The sequence below is a fragment of the Coprobacillus sp. genome (assembly GCF_984815275.1).
This window is the reverse complement of the sequence record NZ_CFJNYH010000002.1, coordinates 19,708-38,879: the sequence shown is the minus strand read 5'-3', so window position 1 is coordinate 38,879 and position 19,172 is coordinate 19,708. Positions and strand designations below refer to the sequence as shown.

The following is a 19,172-nucleotide window of genomic DNA, read 5'->3' as shown; positions in this document are numbered from 1 at the left end:
TAGAGGTGATGAGTGTGGAACCAATTATACTTAAAGTGGAAGATAGTACATTGGAGAAAATGAAAAAATTTTATGATAGTCAAATGGTTCCAGTTGATGACACAGACCTTATCTTTAAAGCGCATGCTATTGGTTGTGATATTATAGCAAAAATGGATGGGACAATTGAATTAAGTGGGCAAAATGCTTTACAGGAAGCAAAACATTGGTCAAAGAGAATCGCCAAGGAATTATCTCATTTAGTTGCTCCTCAAGATGATATCTTTCCATATCATCATATTGGTTGTGCAGAAACAGGTTCATCTGATTATTTAGGACCCTTATGTATCGTTTCTTGCTATGTAACATCGGAAGATTCTGAATTTTTAAAGAGTTTACATATTGAAGATTTGAATTCCCTATCCAATCAAGAAGTTGTAGATTATGCCAAACAGATTAAAGACAAACTTGTCTATAGTTTATTAATTTTAGATAATTCGCATTACAACAAAATGGTTCAAGAAGGCTTGAATCAGGCAAATATCAAAGCAAAACTTTTTAATCAGGCAACTGTAAATGTCATGCAAAAAGTTAAACAAAATGTTAAGGTAAAAGTGATCAATCAATTTGTTTCTCCAAAGACATATTTTAACTATCTAAAGAATGAAGTTATAGTTGTTAAAGATTTGATGTTTGAAACAAGTCATGCTGAAGATAAATATATGGCTGTTCTTGCTGCAGAAATTCTTTCTCGCTATGCATATTTACAATATTATGCGAATATGACAAAGAGTTTAAAAATGAACTTAAGTCGTGGGACAAGTACTGCTGTTGATGCTGTTGCTGCAAAAATTGCAACAAAGTATGGTGAAAAGATGTTGATGAAAGTCGCAAAATTAAATTTCACAAATACAAAGCGAGTAAAAGCTTTATTAGAAGAACAGTAGAGAATGGTAAGCCATTCTTTTTCTTTATTTCTAATTAAGGAGTATAATGATGAAAATTCAATTTTATCAAACAATTGATGATCACTTATTAAAATATGCTGTTATTGTTTCAAAATATAAAGGACAATGGGTCTTTGTCAAACATAAAGAAAGAACTACTTACGAAGTGCCTGGTGGACATCGTGAAGCATTTGAAACTATTGAACAAGCAGCTAGGCGTGAACTTTATGAAGAAACTGGTGCAAGTTCTTATAAATTATTCCCTATTTGTGTCTATTCAGTCACAGGAAAAACACGTGTGAATTTAAGTGGTCAAGAAAGCTATGGTATGTTATATTATGCTGATATTCATGAATTCTCTATCAAACCTCATTCTGAAATAGAAAAAGTTTATTTTTTTGTTGACTTACCAGTTTCATGGACATATCCTGATATACAACCTCATCTTATTCAAAAAGTACAAAAGAGCATCGTGTGATGCTCTTTATTTAATATCAATATCAAATCTATTCATTTTTGTATATTTAACACCTGCTGCATCCAGCATACGTTTAGCAGCCTTATCACTTGGTGTATCACTATATTTATCATCTTCATAAACAATCTCCTTGATTCCACTTTGAATGATGGCTTTAACACATTCGTGACAAGGAAATAATGAAACATAAATACGACAACCCACTAATTTTTGAATACTATTTAAAATGGCATTTAATTCTGCATGAACAACATAAGGATATTTTGTATCATACATATCCCCTTCTCGATTTGCCCATGGAAATTCATCATCTTCACATCCCCATGGTAATCCATTATAACCTACACCAACAATTTTATGTTCAGGTGTCACAATACAAGCACCAACTTGAGTATTAGGATCCTTAGAACGATATGCAGAAAGTTTTGCAACCCCCATAAAATATTGATCCCAACTAATAACCTTAGACATTATCTTTCCTCCTATTCCATCTCGTTCCTTAATTCCTGAAGTTTCTTTTCAAAAAAATCAGGAAGTTCACTTTCAAAATACATTTCCTCACCAGTTCTTGGATGAACAAATCCTAATATTTTGGCATGTAAAAACTGTCCATGTGATGTATCATCACGACGCAATCCATACTGAGGATCACCATAAACAGGATATCCGATATATTGCATATGAACACGAATCTGATGTGTACGACCAGTTTCCAAGCGACACTCTACCAATGACATATCTCTAAATCTTTCGATAACCTTAAAATTTGTAATAGCATCTTTAGCATTTTTATCAGTACAAGTCATCTTTTGACGATCATTTTTATCACGTCCAATAGGAGCTTCTATTCTTCCAAATTCATGAGGAATAAGCCCATGTACCAAAGCTAAATAACGGCGTGTCACAGTATGCTCCTGCAATTGTTTACTCAAGCTTTGATGCGCCTTATCATTTTTAGCAACCATCAATAAGCCACTCGTTTCTTTGTCAATACGATGCACAATGCCAGGTCGTGTCACACCATTAATACCTGATAAATCATGACAATGATATAACAAAGCGTTGACCAAGGTTCCACTATAAATACCTATAGACGGATGAACAATCATACCAGTTGGTTTATTAATGACAATAACATCCTGGTCTTCATAAACAACATCTAAAGGAATATCTTCAGGTAAAATATCTGTACTTTCAGGTTTAGGAATATAAACAATAACATCTTCACCAGTTTCAACTTTATAACTTGCTTTAATAGGCTTCTCATCAATAACAACATATCCATTTTGTATTAATGATTGTATTTGTGTACGTGAAAAGTCAGCCAATTCTTTTGCCAATATCTTATCAATTCTTTGACCCTTTTGTTCTTCTACAATTCTGATTTTGATATCTTCCATGCTTTATACTCCTCCATTGCTACTTCTAAAACAACTAATCCAATACCAATAGTAATCGCCATATCAGCCACATTAAAGATTGGAAAACTATATCCAAAGATATTAAAACCAATAAAATCACGTACATATCCAAACACAATACGATCTATCAAATTACCTATAGCTCCACTTAAAACCAAGACAAGTCCAAATCGTGTCAATTTTTGATAAGCATGTGATTGCTTGAAATAATAGAATATTCCAATAATTGCAACAACAGCAACAATTAAGAATACACCTATCTTTCCTTCTAATATGCTCCATGCTGCTCCTTGATTTTGATAATATGTAAAATAAAAGAAATCTTCAATAATTGTATAAGCTCCTCCAAGCTGCAAGGTATGATCAACAATAACCTTTGTAATCTGATCTCCTAAAACAATAATCAAGAATGTTAAAACATAAAGTATAATATGTTTATATGTTAAATCTAATTTTTTCATTTTCATCACCTTCTCTTATTATAACAAAACAGCACTATTTATGCCACTTTTAATTTTATTTGTTATAATCATGTCACTTATTATCTAAATTCATAATTTTCCACTTTAGCATTGGTAAAGATAAACTATCAATTTCTTCTTTAAAATTTTCTTGAATCCTATAAATAACAATATGTAATGATAATGAACAATCACACGATTGACTACTTAATAATTCCTTGTGGTAAGGAATAAGATATACCTTCACAACCCCTCTTTCTATAACAAAAACACTTCCCATATCAGTACCATATGGCTGAAAATAATCTTTAAACTGATTATAAGTATAACTTTTATGTTCATTAAAATCAGAAGCAATTCTCTGATAATCTCTTAATGCTCTTTTATACAATCTTAATTTTTCTTGATTCTCCATATTTAAAATATGCCTCAAAATCAAGAAAACAAACAAAAAAAGCACAAATGTGCTTTTAAAGAATAAACATTAAGATAGCTAAATAATGTAACAATGAGCCTAACATCACAAAAATATGAAACAATTCATGAAATCCAAAATTTTCAGTCAAATTAGGTTTCTTAAATATATAGATAAATGCACCAATAGAATAAGCAATACCACCTGCTGCAATCATCATTAAACAGTTTACTGGAATCCCAGTAAATGATTGAAAATCAAAAACAATAGCCCATCCAAGGATTAAATATATAGCAGTTGTAATTGCACGTGGGGCATTCAACCAAATAATTTTCACCAAAATACCAATGATAGCAACTGCCCAAAGTATTCCTAAAAAATAGTAAGAATGAGGAGTTTCCATACAATACATAACAACTGGTGTATATGTTCCAACAATCAATACATATATCATTGAATGATCTAATTTTCTTAAAACAATTTTTATTTTTTGACTCCCTTTAAAAAAATGATATATTGCACTTGCACTATATAAAGCAATTAATGAAAAACCAAATATCATTGCAGCACCTAGAATCATAGGCGCAGTTTCTCTCTTTAATCCTACAAATATCATAATAAATAAGCCTATTAGTGATAAGCATGCACCAATAAAATGTGTTTCACTACTAATAGGATCCATAGCCTTTTTAAACAGTTTAATCACAATATCATCTCCTTTATATATAGTTATAATAACTACTTTATACGTATATTATATTTCATTTTCTTCGAATGTCAACTATGTGTTGTTATTTTTTTCAAAATCATGTATGATATAAACGAGGTGATTCTATGAGCAATGATAAATTTTACAAAAGATTAATAGAAATAGAAAATACGAGTGATTTAAAATCAGAAGATATCCCCTCTTTAGATCTTTATATGGATCAAATTATGACACTTTTTGATGTCAACCTTGCTGATAACAAAAGAAATGAAGATGATAAGTTATTAACAAAAACAATGATCAATAATTATTCTAAAGAAGGTTTACTAAAACCAATTAAAGGGAAAAAATATACTAAAGATCATATCTTACAGATGTTACTGATTTACTCTTTAAAAAATACAATCTCAATTCAGGAAATAAAAAAAGTTCTACAACCCTATCATGAACAAACTGAAAAAATAGAACCAATATATAACAAGTTCTTATCAACAAAAAAAGAATTAGCACATCTTGTTACAACATCTACACAAGAATTCATTGAAAAACAAGGTTTTGATCTTGATGATCCTGACCAACGAACAATGCTGCTTTTGCTTATTTGTGCATTAAGCAATCAGTATAAAACAATTGCAGAAAAAATTCTAGATACATACTATCAGGATGAAAATGAAAAATAGCAGAAGAATCTCTGCTATTTTTACATAAAGAAAACAATGGCTATAAAATGAAGAATACTCGCTGCATTAATAAACAAATGCCAGACAAAGTGAAAAAACTTTTTATGTTTTGAATAAAAGTATACACCAGCTGAATACATAACTCCTCCCATAACAATAAATGAGAGAAACAAGAAAGATGCATCCTGCAAAAGGGCAGGAATAAAAAACACAGCTGTCCATCCCATAACAAGATAAATTGTTGTAGAGAGAACAGGATAGGCTTTCTTTGAAATTGATTTCAAAAGTATACCTGCGAAAACTGCCCCCCACTCCAACACAAGAATAAGAACACCTAGCCACCCTTGCACAACGCATAATGCAATAGGAGTATAACTTCCAGCAATGGCCAAATAAATACAAATATGATCTAATTTTCTAAAAACATATTTTTGCTCAGTATTATAATCCATACTATGATATATAGTCGATATAAGAAACATGAGAAATAAGCAAATAATAAAGATAGAGACACCAACTGCCCTCACAACGCCACCCACAAGATAGGAATAGACTGCTGCAAATGGCAAAACAAATAAACAAGCAAGTGCCATGACTCCATGACTAATAGCATTTCCAACTTCTTCTCCAAAAGTCAAATGAATCATATCACGCATTGTTTTTTCTTCCATATATATTCCCCCTTTAGATTTACAATTATAATGGATTTTTTATCATGATCCAAATTTTATTATAACAATTCTACTATTCCATGATACCTAATTGCTTCAATAAGAATTGACCATTTGTTGATTGTGATTGACCTTCTTTAATGAGATAATCAAAACAAATATGATTGTTTTCATAAAATTCATCAAAATGATAATTTAAACATTCAACATTTTGACTTCGACATAACTCAAAATCATGCGTAGTTAAAAAAGTCATACTATAAGGTAGAGATAATTTTTGAATAGTTGCTTTGGCGCCAGCAATACGGTCCAAAGAATTTGTACCTTTGAAAATCTCATCAATCAAACATAACATTGGTTTTTCCTCTTTAGCATAACATATCATTTCTTTAATACGTAACAATTCTCCATAGAAAGTTGACACACCTTCTTCTACATTGTCTTTAACACGCATAGATGTCATAATATGCATATGGCAACATGTCATTTGATCAGCTAAGACAAACCCTCCTGCATATGCCAACACAAGATTTAATCCAATTGTTCTCATAAATGTTGTTTTTCCAGACATATTTGAACCAGTAATTACGCAGACAGAATCCTTCATAACAAAGCTATTACCCACAACTTTCTCTTTGACAATCAAAGGATGTCTAAGATTTTTAAATGATAATAACTTTTCTTTTTGAACTTTTGGCATAACAACATCAAAATCATCTATTTTCAAAACACTTAAACTTGCCCAAACTTCAATCTGCCCTAACCCATCAAACCATCTTTCTAAATCCTGATGATATTTTTCAAGCCAACCAATATATTGATTTCTTAGCCAAAAATCATATAACCCTAAAGCATTCAACACAAGAATAGCAATAATATTCTGACGATATCCAATTCTTTGAGATAATCTTGACAACTCTTGAATACCTTTCACTGCTTTCCCCTTCACACATATTTCTAATTGCAATGCTTTGAAAAGTTGACTTTCAAATCTTTCATCTTCAATTAATTGAAATATTCTCAAATAACTTTGAACGCTTTTGTTCAAGAAAGCAACAGGTTCAAATAGTTCCTGATGTTTTTTTAAGTTTAAGAATGCAAAACAAAGTTGAGCAACTGCTCCTATTTCAAAAGAGGCTAAAGTATATGGAAGACCAATTGAAAAACACAAGCAAAATAATGATACAATTGTTATAAATGAAACAATAAATACAAATGGTGATATTTTCTCATAAGAGTGTATATTGAAATGAGTCATAAAATTTTGAATCACAGTTTCTTTATGGGCTTGTGTCATCTTTCCATAGGCTTCTAGTTGCAAAACAAATGCCTCATGCTGGCTCATCTCTAACACTGTTTCTTGATGTTTCTCAAGCTCTTCCTGCTGAATACCGTCTTCTATAAGAATATCAGCAAGTTTTTTTTGACCCTTTTGAGTAAATGCAAGATTTATCATTTGAAATAATGAGTGGTGTCCAACAATATCTAAATCAATCGCCTTTGGATTATCATTTAAATATGCCTGACCAGTTTCAGAAAATGTTGTCCACTGATTCGTCATACGTTTTATATGATCTTGATATACATTCGCAAGTGATTGCTTTTCTAACAAATCTTGTTTTATACTATCATGATAACGTATAGTTACTAAAAAGATGATTAGACATAATAGAGAAATACCATATAAAATATGTAGGTTTTGAAAATAACCTACTAATAAACCAGCAATCACTCCCATACCCAAGACAAATCTCATAATCGCTATATAATTGGATTTCTTATGCAAATCTTGACAGATGTCATGTGTCTCATTATAAAGTTTTTGAAATTTTTGTAGTGTCATTTGATATCTCCTTATTCTCTTACAAACATAGTTTTAATTCCTTCAATGCTTGAACAATCCCATCATTATCATTCGTATCTGTCACAATGTCTGCAATGTTTTTTACTTCAGAAACAGCATTCCCCATAGCAACACCTGTTCCAGCAAATTGCATCATTGTTATATCATTATGTGCATCACCAAACACTATGACTTCTGTTCTGTCACTTCCATAAAATGATATAACATGCTTTAAAGCAGTTGCTTTATCTACTCCAAGAGCATTAAACTCATAATAATATGGGGCTGTGAACATAGAGTGAACTTCATTTGAAAATGGTTCAGCCATTTCCTGAAAATGCTGTTTCAAATAACATGGTTTAGCACTGATTAAAATTTTATTTAATGGAAACTGACAAGCTGCTTCTAAATCATCTACTTCACATAGTTTATAACATCCCATACGAGATTCATGTTGGATATTGTCAGCATAAACATCATGTACAAACATATATTCATCTTTATCAATCATAATATCAACATCAAATTGTTTAAGATGATGAAGTATCCTTTTTGATTGTATTGTACTTAAAGGTTTATGAAAAAGTATCTCTTGATTTTGAACATTCATTGCAAGACTTCCATTATATGAAATCACAACTCCATTATATTTATCCATATCTAATTGTTTTGCATATTGCAGCATTCCAGATGTTGGTCTACCAGAAGCCAATATAAAACGATAACCTGATTTTTGCATATCTATTATAGTTTCTTTTGTCAGATCAGTAATAATTTTTTGACTGTTAAGCAAAGTTCCATCCATATCCACAACTATCCATCTCATCATGCTTCATTTCTCCCCTATCTTAAAAAAGAACTCTATAAATCTAATTGAAAAACAACAACAGGAATCTCTCCAAAATGAGAATCAGCAATCTTATAAAAACCAAGCGATTGCCAAAATGCCATACCTTTTTCATTATATTCAATACAAGCTAATTGAACATGGTTATAATGATTATCTAACTGGTTAATAAAACTTTGTATAATTGCTTTTCCGAATCCTTGTCTATGCTTATTTTCATCAACTAAAAATAATCCAATCCATACGTATGTATCATCATGCTGCATTGAATAGCGATAACCACATTGATAATCGATATAAGCAGTCATCTGATGATCAATATAAACTTTTTGACAATAATGCTTTTTCTTATCATAACCTTCAGGAATATTCATATCTTCCCTAAGCACTTCTTTAGTAATCACTATATTTTCTAATTGATAATAACCTTTTTGTCTTAAACAGAATTCATACAATTCATTGTCAACATCATAAATGCGATAAAACTCTATCATATTCTACCTCCTTTTATTTTTCTTTATATATTCTTCAACTGGATCAATAATCTTATCTAAAAAAGCTTCTTCACCCCAGGTATTGACCTTAAAAAAAGTTGCCTGACTTCCACCAGCTGTAATAGCAATTAACTCTATATAATCTTGATAACCTAAAATAGTAACATTCATACTTACACGATTTCCACCTATATAACTATATCGTTCGAAAACCAAAATTGTACACTGAACATTATTAATAACACTTTGATGCCTATCTTCAATAGTAGCAGACATACTTCCTTGAATAATTTCGTTCTCTATATACTTGAGAAAATGATTATAATTTCCTTGAAATGATTTGGTATACTTTGCCATTTTTTATGTCCTCCATTCATAATTTCAACTCTACCTCTATGATACTTTATTTAAGACAAAAAGAAAACATGATTTCTCATGTTATCTCATTAAAAAATATGCAAGTACTAAAATCCCTAATACAATACGATACCATCCAAAAACCTTAAAGTCATGTTTCTTAATATATCCCATTAAAAATTTAATCACAACAACTGAAACCATAAAGGCAACAATCATTCCAATAACCAAAATAATCAATTCAGCAGTTGTGAACAAAAATCCAAATTTAACCAATTTCAACAATGATGCCCCAAACATAACAGGAATAGCTAAGAAAAAAGTAAACTCAGCAGCAACTGTTCTAGAAACACCTAATAATAATGCTCCAACAATTGTTGCACCTGAACGAGACGTTCCTGGGAAAATAGCAGCAATTAATTGAAAAATCCCAATTAAGAGTGCTGTATTAAATGTTATATCAGCAAGCGAATTAATGCGTGAGTGCTGTGATGCATTTCTATTTTCAATAACAATAAAAGCAATCCCAAAAACAATGAGTGCTATTGAAACTGTCTGATAGTTGTAAAACATTGCTTCTAATTGTTCATCAAATAATAAGCCAACTACAGCAGCAGGTACACAAGAAACTAAAATTTTAAACCATAACATAAATTTATCCCATTTTACATAAGATAAAACTCCAGTTTGTGCTAATGGCTGTTGATTATCCTTTTTACCAAACGGAAAAAAATCATTCCAAAACAAAACAACAACTGCAAGAATTGCTCCTAATTGAATTACAACTTGAAACATACTATAGAATTCAGGACTCACATCCAATTTCACAAATTCATCCAGTAAAATCATATGACCAGTGCTGCTAATTGGCAACCATTCAGTAATACCTTCAACTATTCCAAATAGAACAGCTTTTAATATTTCAAGAATTTCCATTTCTAAACCTCCATATTATCCATATGCTTTTTTTATACTGTATTACTATATAACAAAACACATATTTTGTATACCATTTTTTAGAAGAAACGTATTTAGTAAGAGTGTATTTCATCATAGCAACAATAAGGTTTAATTTTGTTAAAAGAAAAAAGGAAAGAGAAAGATCATATATTCATAAACAAGCATAGCAAGTATTATTTAACAAAGGAGACATTAAACAATGAACAAAAGTCATAAAGATAAAAGTATATACGATAAAATCCCTCATCCTAAAACAATTCTGACAGCACTTACCAGAATGTTATATTTTAAAAATACATTTACCTTATATAAAGAATTTTATCAATAATTAAACCTTTATGATATGCTTGTTTTACCAGTAAAGCAGACAATAGAATGGGAAGAAATCTGATTACTCTCATACACTACAAGATTTACAGTTCATCTACAAAAATGCAAAATTAGTAAACTCACTAAAAGTTATCACTCTACTTATGAAACTATGACTTTTGTAAAACAAATCCAACCAATTCATCAAATCCATCTATCTTATTTCTCCTGAAAGTACAAGCATTATTCATGGTATCTCTGTGACTTTAATTCAAATGTCAAAGGGCTTGAAATTTGATGAAGTGATTGTTTTAGATGTAGAAAATGAGTCATATATTATCGAATATGATAAAAATCAGTTGTATATAGCAGCTGCACAAATTCACTAGAAATTCTTCTTTATTCCTATTACAGTCATAAAATCTTCATCATTAAACTGTCATTTTCAATAATAAATATATTTATATTTCTTTATAATAAAAATATGAAAACAGGCAAATGATGTATTTGAACATCACTCGCCTATTTTATTTTTCAGTCACGCCAATCCATATCTCAACAATCCCATCTTGACCATAATACTGAATATCTGGTGCTCCTGATTTCATTCGCCCAGTTATATATCCTGAATTCAATGGTTTGTATCGAGACTTTGGTAACCATTTTGTAATGGCCTGAACCTCTGTTTTTCCTATTGTTTCAATAGTACAAGGAAAAACTGCCCATGTCATAGCAGGTACTATATAACTATCTAATTCATTATCAATTGTCATATGACTTGAGACAGCAATATAATAATCAAATTTATGAGAATCATCTTCATATGTATTATAAACACTTATCCCAAACAATCCAAATGGTTCTTGATTCATCATAGGCATTAATGTGCTTTGAAAATCTTTTTCTTTGAACTCGTTCCATAACAAAGGAATTTCTTTTCTTCCCTTTTTTCTTTTATTTGTTGTATGTAAACAATAACCAATAACTCTAAAACTTTCTCTTTGTTCAATTCTAAATGGTACGTTCATATCTTTTCCTCCTTAATATAAAATGATTATAAAAGAAAATGATATTTTTGTCCTCTTTATTTATGCCAAAAAAGAAGAGGTTATATATTTGTCAAATTCATGAATTTTTTTATCATAATTTTCAGTAAAAAGCACTTCTGGTTGCTTTTTGATCAAATTCTGACATACAATATCTTCTTAAGTATACTCAAAGTTCTCTTTTCAAAATCATGCATAGTAATAATTTGACTCCCTTGATTTATTTTGTTTTTTAGATATTTTTTAACAAAATAAAAGAATTGAGCAAAAAATATATTACGTCTTACAGGATTGTTATCAAATAAGCTAAGAAGGGATTCTTGCTCATATCCGTTATTAAAATACAAAGATAATGCCGAATATCCAAATGTTATATCAGCGGCAAAAAAAGGATTTACTTTTACACATGCTAATTCATCAAATAACCAAATCGCTTCAAATATTGCTGCATCTCTTTTTTGAGGACTAGTTCTATAATATTGAGTATCTTCATTATTTAATTTATCAATATAATCAATGAATTGATCAATTGGTAAATATTTAACAGTATAAACATCATCTAAAGTCGCATAACCAAGATAATAATTATTAGATTCATTTTTAGGTAACAAACTTAATAATACTTCATCTTTTAATAATTCTTCTTTAGTAACGATATGATTATGAATCACCTAATCATTACAAATCAAATCTTTCGACTCAAGTAGTTAATAAAGAATTTGATGATTTTATACAACAATTAAGCATATTAGATAAAATTAAAAATGATGATGAAAAAGACATGTCTGAAGATACATGTCCAATTGATTTATTATAGTAAGTTTTATTTCTTTTTAGACTTCTTAGGATGCTCATATTTAATTAACTCGTCAACTGTACAGTCTAAATAAAAACAAAGTTTTGCAATTAAATTTGCGTCTATTCGTTGAAATTGATTACGACAATATTTATTAAAGTTTGGTCGAGGTAAATCTAAGTCTTTACAAATTTTATTTTTACTTATCCCTGCTTTCTCTAAAAGCTCTTCAATATTCATTTTTACAACTCCATAATCACTGTCCATTCGTTTTACCTCCATTGTATGTATTATTATATAGGAAAAATGACTTTACCATAATTTTCTATCCAAGACTTTCTGAAATTATCAATTTCTTTCATAATTTCTTGTCTTCATTTTAATAATGTTACTATGCCTTCAGTTGTAATTGTTCAATTATTTAATAACTGCTCTACTATTTATGATTTCTAATCTTTTTCACATTTCTATTCATGAGATGTCTGCCTAAATATCTATATAAAATTGTCTTCACTTTTGATAAATCCTGATGATGAACTTTTAACAGATCATCTGGACAATCATAAATCCCAAAATCTTGATTAATTCCTTCACTTTGGATATATGTATTATTTTTGTTCCAATCAATAATTGGATTTTGAAAATCAGTAACTGCCACACCATAGCCACAAAAAGCGCCTGTACATGATGAATTGAGTTTTTGTAATTGATTCAAATATAATTTATCCAAAATAAATCCTTCTAATTCATACCAAGAGCCATCATAATAAATTTCAACCCAACTATGAAATACATTCAAAGGAGCATTTTTATAAACAAAGCCAGTCATTGCACCTTTTTGCAACTTTTTATCAATTGTAAAGCCATGAATTCGACAAGGTATTTGGCATCCTCGCAATAATGCCATAAAAAGTGTTCCCTTTGTATTGCATTGTCCATACCCATCGGACAAGACACGAGATGCTGTCACATTATCATTTATATTGTATCCAAACAAAATATCATCACGAACAAAATTATAGATTTCAAGAATTCGATGAAATTCATCTAAATGCTTCCACCCTTTTCTTTCTATAAGTTCTTGAATTGATTTATTTGAATAATTTAACATTGGTGTTTCTTGTAAATAATTTTTCATTTTTGTTTTCCTTCCAATATCTTATCTTTTTGATTGCACCGAATTATTCTACTATATATTTCTATCATGTACAATATAATTCATCCACAAGCATCTAAAAAAGCATGGTTCATAAAGAATCATGCTTAGATATTATTTTAATTTATCAATAGAACCAGATTGAATATCATTTATATGTTTTCTGATTTCATCTATCGACCAATCCCACCACTTCATTTTAAGCAATGAAGAAATGATTTTCTCTGGAAAACGTTTTTTAATGACTTTAGCAGGAACTCCACCTACAATACAGTAAGGCGGAACATCTTTTGTTACAACTGCACGTGAACCAATTATCGCCCCATCCCCAATAGTCACGCCTGCTAAAATAATAGCTTCAAATCCTATCCAAACATCATTTCCAATAACAATATCACCTTTATGATCCCATGATGTTGAAACATCTTTGATATTTAAATTCCATTCTTCAAAAAACAAGGGAAAAGGATATGTTGATAATGATGACATTGTATGATTGGCACTATTTAATAAAAACTTTGCCCCACATGCGATAGAACAGAACTTGCCAATAACAAGAGTATCATGATTAATGGGATAATGATATAAAACATTATTTTTTTCAAATAATCTAGGATCATTAACAAAATCATTATATATTGTATAATCCCCAACTCTAATGTTAGGATGAGTAATAACATTCTGTAAATATATTGTTTCTTTATCTCCTGAACGGGGATATACTTTCATTTCTGGAATAGCCATAAAATCCTCCTATAATTATATTAAATATCTGTAACTATTCCAGAAATTACACTACAGTGCCTCATTCTAACCACCTCTTTTATGATGAGTATACAAACTCTACTATTAGTATAACATAAACATTCTTCACAAGAAAGTGAATAATTATTTCCATAATTGTAACTATATTTTCACTTTCTGCTTTTCATATCCTCTATTTATTTAGGTTTTATTCTGTCAGCTTTTATATAAACATATATGAAAAGACCTATTTTTAGGTCTTCAAAACAATATATTCAATTGAAAAGGTTAAATAACATTATTTTTGATTCATACCTTTTGTTAGGCATATAACTGTTTCAATTGCTTGTGTTTGTGGAAACATATCAAACGGATAAATATCTTGAGTTTGATATCCAATATCCCAAAACCATTGTAAATCTCTAGCCTGAGTAACTGGATCACATGAAACATAAATAACTTGCTGAGGTTGCAGAATATGAATGGCTTGAACAAATTCTTTTGTACTTCCCGCTCGAGGCGGATCCATAATCACACAATCAATTTGAGTACGTTGATTTGCCATATCTTTCATAAATTCAGTAGCATCCTGATTATAAAAATGAATATTATTAATCTTATTCATTTTTGCATTATTCACAGCATCCTTATAGGCTTCTTGATTCAGTTCCACACCAATCACCTGACTCACTCGACTGGCAATCATCATTCCAATTGTTCCAATTCCACAATAGGTATCTAAAACAGTTTGATTTTCTTTCACCTCTAACAAATCGCTAACCTTTTGATAAAGTCTTGTACACTGTTCATGATTAATCTGATAAAAAGATTGAGCAGATATCTTAAAAGTTAAACCACACAATTCATCAACAATAAAACCTTTTCCATATAGAACTTTTTCTTGTTGAGATAAAACAATACTCGTTTGTCGTTTGTTGACATTTAACACAACTGTTTTAACACTTGGACAAGTTTTCACCAATTCACTGCAAAAATTCTTAGAGCCTTTAAACATTGGCTCAGTAACCACCAAAGCTACTAAAGTTTGATTTGTTTGAACTGCCCTTCTAATTAATACATGTTTTAAAAACCCCTTATGTCTTTGGTGATCATAAATTGAAGTTCTATATTTTTTTAACAAAGATTGTATTTTTAATAAAATATGATGTGTTTCCTGATCATGTAACATACATTGTTGAATTGGAACAATCCGATGCGAACCTTCTTCATACAAACCATATTCATATCTTTGATTAAAAGCAATAATAACTTTATTACGATATTCAAATGGATTTTGCATACCTATAACAGAATGTACTTGAACAGGAAATTTTTGAAATAATTTCTGACAATATTTTTGTTTTTTGATGAGTTGTTGGGAATAATCCATATCTAGATATTGACAACTCCCACATCGTTGACTCATTTGACATTTCATATATTTTCCTTCTCTCTTTGACTAAGATTTTTTCTTATTTTTTAAATAAAAAAGTAAAAGCATTGCTGCTCTTACTTTCGTTTTCATACAAGACGATTGAAAGGGATGAGCGTCTTTGAAATGAATAATAACATATCCATGTATGAAAACAATATGCAAACCAGATATAATTTCATATACCCTTTCCAATACAAATGTTGATTGGCAACTGGCTGTCATTCTCATATGAGATTAGACCCTATAGCTTTGCGTCACTATTTTTCAATAGTTTTGCTATTTACATATCTGGGCACATTGTAACATTTTTCAATAAATTTGTATAGTCTGAATTATAAAGTTTCAATAAATGAAACAAGCAATTGGTAGGTTTTGAGAAAAGATTCTAATTCTAATTTTTCATCTGGAGTATGAATATCGGACATATTTGGCCCCATTGTTACAATATCTAATTCAGGGATTTTCCCTTTCAAAACACCTGTTTCCAATCCTCCATGAGTTGCAACCTCTTTTAATTTGAGACCAGTATATTGCTGATAAAAAGCTTGAAATTGACTCCTTAATTGAGAACTTGGATCGTAATCCCAACCCGGATAATCTCCTGACACCTTAACATAAGCATTATATAAAGAGGCAATTAATTCTAATTGTAAAGACAGCTCTACGCGAATACTCTGTAATGGTGAACGAATAGAATAATCTATAGTCACACAATCATCATGAGTACGAACAACTCCCATATTTAATGACACTGTTGTTAAACCAGCAATAACTTGTGACTTTTCTATCATACCATTAGGTGCTAAATACATAATTGAAATAATAGCCTCACTATCTCGTGAACATATACACACTGGACATTCTTCTTCATGAATAGTGATAGAAACACCTGGATCACTCATTTCTAATTCTTTATAGATATCATTCTGATAGGCTTGAACCAATTCATAAAGTGATTTAAAAGGATTAGAACTTGCAAAAGCCACAGTACATTCTCTTGGAATTGCATTGTTTTTTAATCCACCAGTTATATCGATTAAACGAATGTCCATACCTTCTTTTAAGAAATGGTATAAAACTCTAGCAGCAATTTTATTAGCATTTCCTCTGCCTTTATCAATACACTCTCCAGAATGACCACCTAAGAGCCCTCTAACTTCTAAAACATATACTGGAGAATCATTATCTTCACCCGTTATCTGTTTCGTAATCATCAAATCATTTCCACCAGAAGATGATGTACATGTCTCACCTTCTGTTTCACTATCTAAACCAATCATTCTTTTAGCAGATAATTGAGTTTCATCTACTCCAAATGCACCAAATAATCCTACCTCTTCTTGCACTGTAAAAACACATTCTAGAGGCGGATGCTTTAAAGAATCATCAGTTAAAATTGCTAACATGTAACAAACCCCATAACCATCATCAGCACCTAAAGTTGTTCCATTGGCATGTAAAAATCCATCTTCAATATACAAATCAAGTGGATCATTTTCAAAATCATGCTGGCAGTCATTATTCTTCTCATTGACCATATCTATGTGAGCCTGTAACATGAGTGGAACATGACTTTCATAACCATGACTTGCATCTTTATAAACAATCACATTATTCATTTCATCTCTAAAACAGCGCAAATTATGCTCTCTCGCAACAGATTCTATATAATCAGCAATCCTTTGCTCATTATAAGAACCATGAGGAATCTTTGCGATTTCTTCAAAATAATTAAAAATTGGAATACTTGTATCTAAAACAGCCATTTCTTATCCTCCTTATATTAATGTCCGCAATATCAATTCAGTAATACCAGAATTCATTGACAATTCTACTCTCATAATCTTAGGATGACTGCGATATTCTCTACGAATCATATCACGTAAAACTGTTCCATTATGATAACCATGAATAATTCTGATTATATATGTCCCCCTAGTCGCTTTTTTTAAGGCAGCATTTATAGTTGTTTTTGCTTGAAATTGATTCATACCATGAACATCAATTTCCATTATTCCTGAATTCATATCATCACCTACACTTTATTATATCAACTCTTATACAAGTTGTCTATTCATCCACTTTCCGCTTTGATAACGCCAAACAAAGAAAATGCAACGTACACCCCAATCAACAAACATAGCTATCCAAACACCCAATAACCCCATATTCATATATTGTCCTAATACATAACTCAAACAGAATCGAAAGATCCACATAGAAAGTGCTGAAACAATCATTGTATATTTGGCATCATTCGCTGCCCTTAAGGCATTGGGGAATGTAAACGATAATGGCCAAATCGTTATTGCTATGAGTCCATGTAAGAAAATACACTGGTATGCTAAATCGGTTGTCTCTCTAGATAGAGAATAAAATGGTAAAATCAATGGGGTCGCCATTAAAAGAATAGCAATCAAGATAAACATGGATAAATAAGTAATTTTCATTAGTTTTTTGATATAATATCTTGCTTGATCATATTGATTTGCTCCCGCACACTGTCCTACAACAGTCACCATAGCTAATCCCATTGCCATACCAGGGATAATCTGCATTTGAGCTAAATTATTTGAAACTGCATTAGCTGCAATTGAATAGGTCCCAAACGTCGCTATCAAACTTTGGACAAGAATTTTTCCAAATTGAAACATACCATTTTCTAACCCAGATGGTACTCCTATAGAAAGAATCTTACGAATATAAATTCTATCAAATGACCAATGTTTAAAATCTTCAATGCGAAGTTCGTTATCTGAATGTGATAATACATATAAGATGACACAACATGCGATAGCACGTGCAATCAAAGTTGCCAAAACCGCTCCAAAAACACCCCATTGAAATCCATAAATAAAAACCGCATTTAAAACAATATTAATAACATTCATAATAGCACTATTAACCATTGAAATTTTTGAATTCCCAGTCGCTCTAAAAAGTGCTGCTCCTGAATTATATAATGCAATAAATGGATATGATATAGCTGAAAATAAAAAATAAATTTCTGCATTTTTCATCACATCAATATCTACATCTCCAAAAATCAAATGCAATAGTGTTCCATTAACAGCAATCACAACAAGCATAATGATTGCTGATAGAATAGCAGTAATCATTATGAGTTGCTTAGCTGAATAACGAGCTCTTTCATGTGATCCCTGTCCTATAAATTGAGCAGCTACAACTGCTCCGCCAGTTCCCAAAGCAGCAAAAATATTAATTAATAAAATATTAATTCCATCTACTAAAGAAACTGCTGAAACAGCAGCTTCGCCAACATTGGACACCATAATTGTATCTGCAAAACCAACTGTTACTGCTAATAACTGTTCAATAACAAGTGGAATAATTAATTTTTTTAAATCTTGATTTGTAAACATCATAAAACCATCTCCTCATATGGTTTTATTATATACCTAAC

At 30.5% G+C, this 19,172-nt stretch carries 23 protein-coding genes and 1 riboswitch; of the genes, 3 read left to right on the top strand and 20 right to left on the bottom strand.

Features of this window, described 5'->3' with window-relative positions:
- Positions 1 to 14: 14 nt before the first annotated feature.
- Together rnhC and AC5M21_RS01150 are read left to right on the top strand one after the other, a co-directional pair.
- Complete coding sequence (rnhC, locus tag AC5M21_RS01155) at positions 15 to 926, top strand: ribonuclease HIII (RefSeq protein ID WP_008789614.1); 912 nt, start codon at positions 15 to 17, stop codon at positions 924 to 926.
- Between the two features lie 49 nt (positions 927 to 975).
- Positions 976 to 1,404, top strand: a complete 429-nt coding sequence (locus AC5M21_RS01150; RefSeq protein ID WP_017143726.1) for an NUDIX hydrolase — start codon at positions 976 to 978, stop codon at positions 1,402 to 1,404.
- A 6-nt stretch (positions 1,405 to 1,410) separates the two neighbouring features.
- Here the strand turns inward: AC5M21_RS01150 and AC5M21_RS01145 are convergent, their stop codons facing one another.
- From AC5M21_RS01145 to trhA (AC5M21_RS01125), 5 genes are all read right to left on the bottom strand, one after another.
- Complete coding sequence (locus AC5M21_RS01145) at positions 1,411 to 1,875, bottom strand: deoxycytidylate deaminase (RefSeq protein ID WP_008789612.1); 465 nt, start codon at positions 1,873 to 1,875, stop codon at positions 1,411 to 1,413.
- Positions 1,876 to 1,886: 11 nt separating this feature from the next.
- Complete coding sequence (locus tag AC5M21_RS01140; RefSeq protein WP_008789611.1) at positions 1,887 to 2,804, bottom strand: RluA family pseudouridine synthase; 918 nt, start codon at positions 2,802 to 2,804, stop codon at positions 1,887 to 1,889.
- Positions 2,777 to 3,286 (bottom strand): signal peptidase II, encoded by a 510-nt coding sequence (gene lspA / locus AC5M21_RS01135; RefSeq protein ID WP_008789610.1) that lies wholly within the window; start codon positions 3,284 to 3,286, stop codon positions 2,777 to 2,779. Before lspA ends, AC5M21_RS01140 begins: the two co-directional genes overlap by 28 nt.
- A gap of 73 nt (positions 3,287 to 3,359) precedes the next feature.
- A complete protein-coding gene (locus AC5M21_RS01130) occupies positions 3,360 to 3,701 on the bottom strand; it encodes a hypothetical protein (RefSeq protein ID WP_008789609.1) in 342 nt (113 codons plus the stop codon).
- A gap of 55 nt (positions 3,702 to 3,756) precedes the next feature.
- Positions 3,757 to 4,407 carry a PAQR family membrane homeostasis protein TrhA gene (trhA, locus tag AC5M21_RS01125; RefSeq protein ID WP_008789608.1) on the bottom strand — a complete coding sequence of 217 codons (651 nt, stop codon included), beginning with the start codon at positions 4,405 to 4,407 and terminating at the stop codon, positions 3,757 to 3,759.
- Positions 4,408 to 4,535: 128 nt separating this feature from the next.
- On the opposite strand from trhA (AC5M21_RS01125), the gene AC5M21_RS01120 reads away from it, so the two are divergent.
- Positions 4,536 to 5,090, top strand: coding sequence for a DUF1836 domain-containing protein (locus tag AC5M21_RS01120; RefSeq protein WP_008789607.1), 555 nt, complete (start codon positions 4,536 to 4,538; stop codon positions 5,088 to 5,090).
- Between the two features lie 20 nt (positions 5,091 to 5,110).
- Here AC5M21_RS01120 and trhA (AC5M21_RS01115) read toward each other — a convergent pair whose 3' ends face one another.
- From trhA (AC5M21_RS01115) to AC5M21_RS01045, 15 genes are all read right to left on the bottom strand, one after another.
- A complete protein-coding gene (gene trhA, locus AC5M21_RS01115) occupies positions 5,111 to 5,761 on the bottom strand; it encodes a PAQR family membrane homeostasis protein TrhA (protein ID WP_008789606.1) in 651 nt (216 codons plus the stop codon).
- Positions 5,762 to 5,834: 73 nt separating this feature from the next.
- Entirely contained in the window at positions 5,835 to 7,604 is a 1,770-nt protein-coding gene (locus tag AC5M21_RS01110; RefSeq protein ID WP_008789605.1) for a MutS-related protein, read from the bottom strand.
- A 19-nt stretch (positions 7,605 to 7,623) separates the two neighbouring features.
- On the bottom strand, positions 7,624 to 8,433 hold the full coding sequence (locus tag AC5M21_RS01105) for a Cof-type HAD-IIB family hydrolase (RefSeq protein WP_008789604.1): 810 nt from the start codon (positions 8,431 to 8,433) through the stop codon (positions 7,624 to 7,626).
- A gap of 32 nt (positions 8,434 to 8,465) precedes the next feature.
- Positions 8,466 to 8,945: a GNAT family N-acetyltransferase gene (locus AC5M21_RS01100; RefSeq protein ID WP_008789603.1), complete on the bottom strand. Its 480-nt coding sequence runs from the start codon at positions 8,943 to 8,945 to the stop codon at positions 8,466 to 8,468.
- 3 nt (positions 8,946 to 8,948) lie between these two features.
- Positions 8,949 to 9,302, bottom strand: a complete 354-nt coding sequence (locus AC5M21_RS01095) for a DUF6054 family protein (protein ID WP_008789602.1) — start codon at positions 9,300 to 9,302, stop codon at positions 8,949 to 8,951.
- 81 nt (positions 9,303 to 9,383) lie between these two features.
- On the bottom strand, positions 9,384 to 10,238 hold the full coding sequence (locus AC5M21_RS01090; protein ID WP_008789601.1) for an undecaprenyl-diphosphate phosphatase: 855 nt from the start codon (positions 10,236 to 10,238) through the stop codon (positions 9,384 to 9,386).
- 860 nt (positions 10,239 to 11,098) lie between these two features.
- Positions 11,099 to 11,599 (bottom strand): GyrI-like domain-containing protein, encoded by a 501-nt coding sequence (locus AC5M21_RS01085; RefSeq protein WP_008789600.1) that lies wholly within the window; start codon positions 11,597 to 11,599, stop codon positions 11,099 to 11,101.
- 152 nt (positions 11,600 to 11,751) lie between these two features.
- The gene (locus AC5M21_RS01080) at positions 11,752 to 12,288 is read right to left on the bottom strand and encodes a hypothetical protein (RefSeq protein ID WP_008789599.1); all 537 of its coding nucleotides are present in this window, start codon (positions 12,286 to 12,288) and stop codon (positions 11,752 to 11,754) included.
- A 152-nt stretch (positions 12,289 to 12,440) separates the two neighbouring features.
- Positions 12,441 to 12,680: a helix-turn-helix domain-containing protein gene (locus tag AC5M21_RS01075; protein ID WP_008789598.1), complete on the bottom strand. Its 240-nt coding sequence runs from the start codon at positions 12,678 to 12,680 to the stop codon at positions 12,441 to 12,443.
- Between the two features lie 169 nt (positions 12,681 to 12,849).
- Entirely contained in the window at positions 12,850 to 13,551 is a 702-nt protein-coding gene (locus tag AC5M21_RS01070; protein ID WP_008789597.1) for a transglutaminase-like domain-containing protein, read from the bottom strand.
- Between the two features lie 132 nt (positions 13,552 to 13,683).
- Complete coding sequence (locus AC5M21_RS01065; protein WP_008789596.1) at positions 13,684 to 14,313, bottom strand: CatB-related O-acetyltransferase; 630 nt, start codon at positions 14,311 to 14,313, stop codon at positions 13,684 to 13,686.
- Positions 14,314 to 14,611: 298 nt separating this feature from the next.
- Positions 14,612 to 15,751 (bottom strand): 23S rRNA (uracil(1939)-C(5))-methyltransferase RlmD, encoded by a 1,140-nt coding sequence (gene rlmD, locus AC5M21_RS01060; RefSeq protein WP_008789595.1) that lies wholly within the window; start codon positions 15,749 to 15,751, stop codon positions 14,612 to 14,614.
- 200 nt (positions 15,752 to 15,951) lie between these two features.
- Positions 15,952 to 16,036, bottom strand: a riboswitch (cyclic di-GMP riboswitch).
- 44 nt (positions 16,037 to 16,080) lie between these two features.
- Complete coding sequence (pepD, locus tag AC5M21_RS01055) at positions 16,081 to 17,514, bottom strand: beta-Ala-His dipeptidase (RefSeq protein ID WP_008789594.1); 1,434 nt, start codon at positions 17,512 to 17,514, stop codon at positions 16,081 to 16,083.
- A 12-nt stretch (positions 17,515 to 17,526) separates the two neighbouring features.
- Positions 17,527 to 17,775 (bottom strand): Smr/MutS family protein, encoded by a 249-nt coding sequence (locus AC5M21_RS01050; protein ID WP_008789593.1) that lies wholly within the window; start codon positions 17,773 to 17,775, stop codon positions 17,527 to 17,529.
- 30 nt (positions 17,776 to 17,805) lie between these two features.
- Complete coding sequence (locus tag AC5M21_RS01045) at positions 17,806 to 19,134, bottom strand: MATE family efflux transporter (RefSeq protein ID WP_008789592.1); 1,329 nt, start codon at positions 19,132 to 19,134, stop codon at positions 17,806 to 17,808.
- Positions 19,135 to 19,172 lie beyond the last annotated feature (38 nt).